This is a genomic window from Rhodococcus chondri (genome assembly GCF_036327435.1).
GTDB lineage: Bacteria > Actinomycetota > Actinomycetes > Mycobacteriales > Mycobacteriaceae > Rhodococcus > Rhodococcus chondri.
On record NZ_JAUZMZ010000297.1, the window covers coordinates 1 to 3,253 of the forward strand.

The following is a 3,253-nucleotide window of genomic DNA, read 5'->3' on the forward strand; positions in this document are numbered from 1 at the left end:
CAGGGATACTGGGCGACCACGGTCGACGACATCGCCGCCGGCGCCGGAACCACCCGCACGACGTTCTATCTGCACTTCCCGTCGAAGACGGAGCTGATGGCCGAGCTGATCGCGCGGGTCGACGAGATTCTGACGCAGGCCGACGAACCGCCGCTGTCCACCGTGGTCGAACTCGGACGCCGCGATCAGATGCGGGTGTGGATCGGCCGAAAGTTCGACCAGTGGGAGACCACCCGGCCCTACCTCACGGTGGCCTACCAGGCCGCCCCGATCGAACCCGCGATCGGCGCTGTGATGGACAAGTGGTTCGAGGACACGACGGCGTCGATGCAGCAGGGCCTCGACCGTGCCGGGCGGTTCGACGCCGAATCCCGCCGTGCCCGTTGTGTTCTTGCTTTCGGTCAGCTCGAGTACCTGTCGCGGCGGTGGTTGCGCGTCGGATGGGCCGTCGATCGCGAGGTCGCCCTCGACACCCTCACCGACTCGTGGGCACATCTCCTGACCTGTGAAGGATCCGACTGATCTCGATCTACCGGAATCGCGTTCCGGCGACGATCTCCCGGTAGGTGGCGACTGCGTCGGTCGGGTGGCGGTGCAGACCCGGATCGGTCCGTACGTCGACGGTGTAGAGGCCGAAACGCTGACTGTAGGAGCCCCACTCGTAGTTGTCGGTGATCGACCAGTAGTTGTATCCGAACACCGGTGCGCCGTCGGCGATCGCGCGTCCCATCGCGTCGACGTGCTCACGCAGGTGCCGTGATCGGGTCCATCCGTCTGCGCGCGGTGCCGCGTCGGCGGTGGGCATACCGTTCTCGACGACATACAGCGGAAGTCCGGGGTAGCGATGCGTGTAGTCCATCAGCGCCTCGTGCATCCCCTCCGGGCGGGGAACGATCGACGCGTAGTCGCCGGTCACCGCGTGAACTGCGGTGAGATTGTCGGGTGCGATCCCGTAATAGTAGTCGACACCGACGTAGTCGAGGGTATCGCGGACGCGGTCGAGGAACCATGCGTCGAGGTGCGGCTGGGCTCCCGGGACATATGCCGCATTCGAGGTCACCCGTGCGCCGGGATCGTGTCGATGGATCAGGGTGTACGCACCGCGGTGAGCCCGCACCAGCCGATCGAACATCTGCGGGGTGTCGCTCGGAGCGAGACCGCCGTTCGAAACCTCTTGCCATACATATGCGGTGGGCTCGTTGATGGTCACCCACAGCGCATCGAGACCCGCGTAGCGGGCAGCGACCTTCTCCGCGTGTTCGAGCCAGGCATCGACGATGCCGGGATACGTCCACCCACCGCGGTCTGCGATCCATCCCGGATAGACCCAGTGGTCGAGCGTGAGCATCGGAGTCATGCCGTGTACACGGATCGTCGCGATCACGTCGTCGTAATAGGCCAGTTCGGCGTCGTCCCAGGAACCGGGTGAGGGCTGGATGCGGGCCCACTCGATCGAGATCCGGTACACCTCGACCCCGAGACCCGCGGCGAGGGCGATATCTTCGCGGTAACGGTGCCGGAAATCGACTGCGGCGCCGATGGGTTCGTGGTCGGGTGAGTTCGCGTAGCGAGACCAGTTGCTGTCCGGACTCGAGCCTTCGGACTGGAAGCCCGAACTCGAGACACCCCACAGGAACTCGTACGGCGCGGCGTGTGCAGGAACGGCGCCCGCGGCCGCCACCACAAGGGCGAGGGTCGCGAGCGCCGCTTTCATCGGGACGTCGTTTTCATCGGGACGCTGCTGCCAGGAGCCGGGCGTGCGGTGTCCACACCTCGGTGAGAGCGGCACGTCCGATGAACAGGCCGATGTGCCCCGCATCGATGACCGTGGTGGTGATCGACGACGGTGCTGTGCCGACCCGCTCGGCGAGCGCCAGCACCTGTGCAGGCGCCGCCAGGATGTCGGAGCTCCCGGCGATCAGGTGCAGGGGACAGTGGATGGCTCCGAGATCGACAGGACCGTCTTGCACGACGAGCGTGCCCTCGACAAGCTCATTGCCCACGAACAACTTCCGCATGATCCAGTCGAGGAATGCGGCGGGAATCTCCTGTTTCCAGGCGAACCACCGACGTTCGGCTTCGATCCGTGTCACTTCGTCGGGATCGTGGATCTTCGCGAGTAGGGTCATTGCGCGCTCGATCTCGCCGATCGGATCGGTCGTCTGCAGACCGGCGGCACGCGCGGCGTCGTACCACAAGTCGACGAGCGAGGCCGCCGCGCCCGTATGTGTCTGGGCCAGCGTGGCGAGGGCGGGCTGCTCGATGTGGAAGTCGATAGGCGCCCCCGCGACCGTCAGCGTGTGTACCGCTTCCGGGTGCAGGGCAGCGTAGATGGTGCCGAGCCATCCGCCCTGGCTGTCGCCGATCAGATTGACGCGACCGCCGAGGTGCGCGACGGCGTCGTGGACGACAGCGAGATGTTCGTCGATTGAACATCCGTCGGTCTCCGGGGAACCCGGTGCCCATTCCAGGCAGTGCAGCCTGGTCAGTCCACCGGCTCGCAGTGCCTCGACCTGGCTGCGACCGGGCGAATGGTCGACGATGCACGAGTGGGTGCCGGCCTGCGGGGGGAGAAGCAGTGTCGGCACTGTTTCCCGGTCGGTGGCCGACGGGTCGCCACAATCGCGTAGCTTCGCCAGCGGCCACTGTGCAACGACCGGCCAGGGGTGTGCCCACGCCGGGGGAGCGCTGGTCGTGAGCGCCAGGCAGAAGCGCGTCATGTCGGCCGCCACGGTGAACGGTGTGCCGCCGCGGCGGGCGAGACCGAGGAGATAGGTGCTCCAACCCGCGATCGCCGCGGCTCCGATTCGCATCGGAGCCGCGGCGATCTGGGCTTGCGTCAGAGCAACCATGAACCGCACCATAGAACTTCGGTGGCGCGGATGGGCCTGAGTGCGTGCCGCATCGCGGATCGTGACCTACTTGAGGAGATCGCGAGCGGTGGTGGTGACCGTGGTGGTGAATTCGCGAGCGAAGGACACCTGCGCCTTGGCGAGGTCGGCGACCCACTCGACCGGAGTGGCCTCGGCGACCTTCTCCTGCAGGTCGAGGAGGCTGGTGACGGCCTTCTCGTAGGTGTCGACGCCCAGGTTGCCGCTCTGCTTGGCAGCCTCGACGAACTTGGCGTTGAACTCGTTGACGCGATCGGTGGTCTCGTCGACGACCTTGGTGAAGTCGGCGGCGGCCTTGTCGGCGGCAGCGGTTGCGCTCGCGGTGAGCTTCTCCGCGGTCTTCTGTGCAGCCTCGGTGGCGT

At 66.5% G+C, this 3,253-nt stretch carries 4 protein-coding genes; 1 reads left to right on the forward strand and 3 read right to left on the reverse strand.

Annotation, left to right across the window (positions count from 1 at the left end; translation table 11 throughout):
- On the forward strand, positions 1-522 hold a 522-nt coding region (locus Q8814_RS25245), incomplete at its 5' end, for a TetR/AcrR family transcriptional regulator (protein WP_330154695.1).
- 7 nt (positions 523-529) lie between these two features.
- Here the strand turns inward: Q8814_RS25245 and Q8814_RS25250 are convergent.
- From Q8814_RS25250 to Q8814_RS25260, 3 genes are all read right to left on the reverse strand, one after another.
- The gene (locus Q8814_RS25250; RefSeq protein ID WP_330154696.1) at positions 530-1,714 is read right to left on the reverse strand and encodes a glycoside hydrolase family 1 protein; all 1,185 of its coding nucleotides are present in this window, start codon (positions 1,712-1,714) and stop codon (positions 530-532) included.
- A 13-nt stretch (positions 1,715-1,727) separates the two neighbouring features.
- Positions 1,728-2,852: an alpha/beta fold hydrolase gene (locus Q8814_RS25255; RefSeq protein WP_330154697.1), complete on the reverse strand. Its 1,125-nt coding sequence runs from the start codon at positions 2,850-2,852 to the stop codon at positions 1,728-1,730.
- Positions 2,853-2,918: 66 nt separating this feature from the next.
- The coding region (locus tag Q8814_RS25260) for a hypothetical protein (RefSeq protein ID WP_330154698.1) at positions 2,919-3,253 on the reverse strand (335 nt) is incomplete at its 5' end.

Excerpts from the sequence above, each read along its gene's own strand:
- Q8814_RS25250 (WP_330154696.1), bottom strand. The coding sequence starts at position 1,714 with ATGAAAGCGGCGCTCGCGACCCTCGCCCTTGTGGTGGCGGCCGCGGGC.
- Q8814_RS25255 (WP_330154697.1), bottom strand. The coding sequence starts at position 2,852 with ATGGTTGCTCTGACGCAAGCCCAGATCGCCGCGGCTCCGATGCGAATC.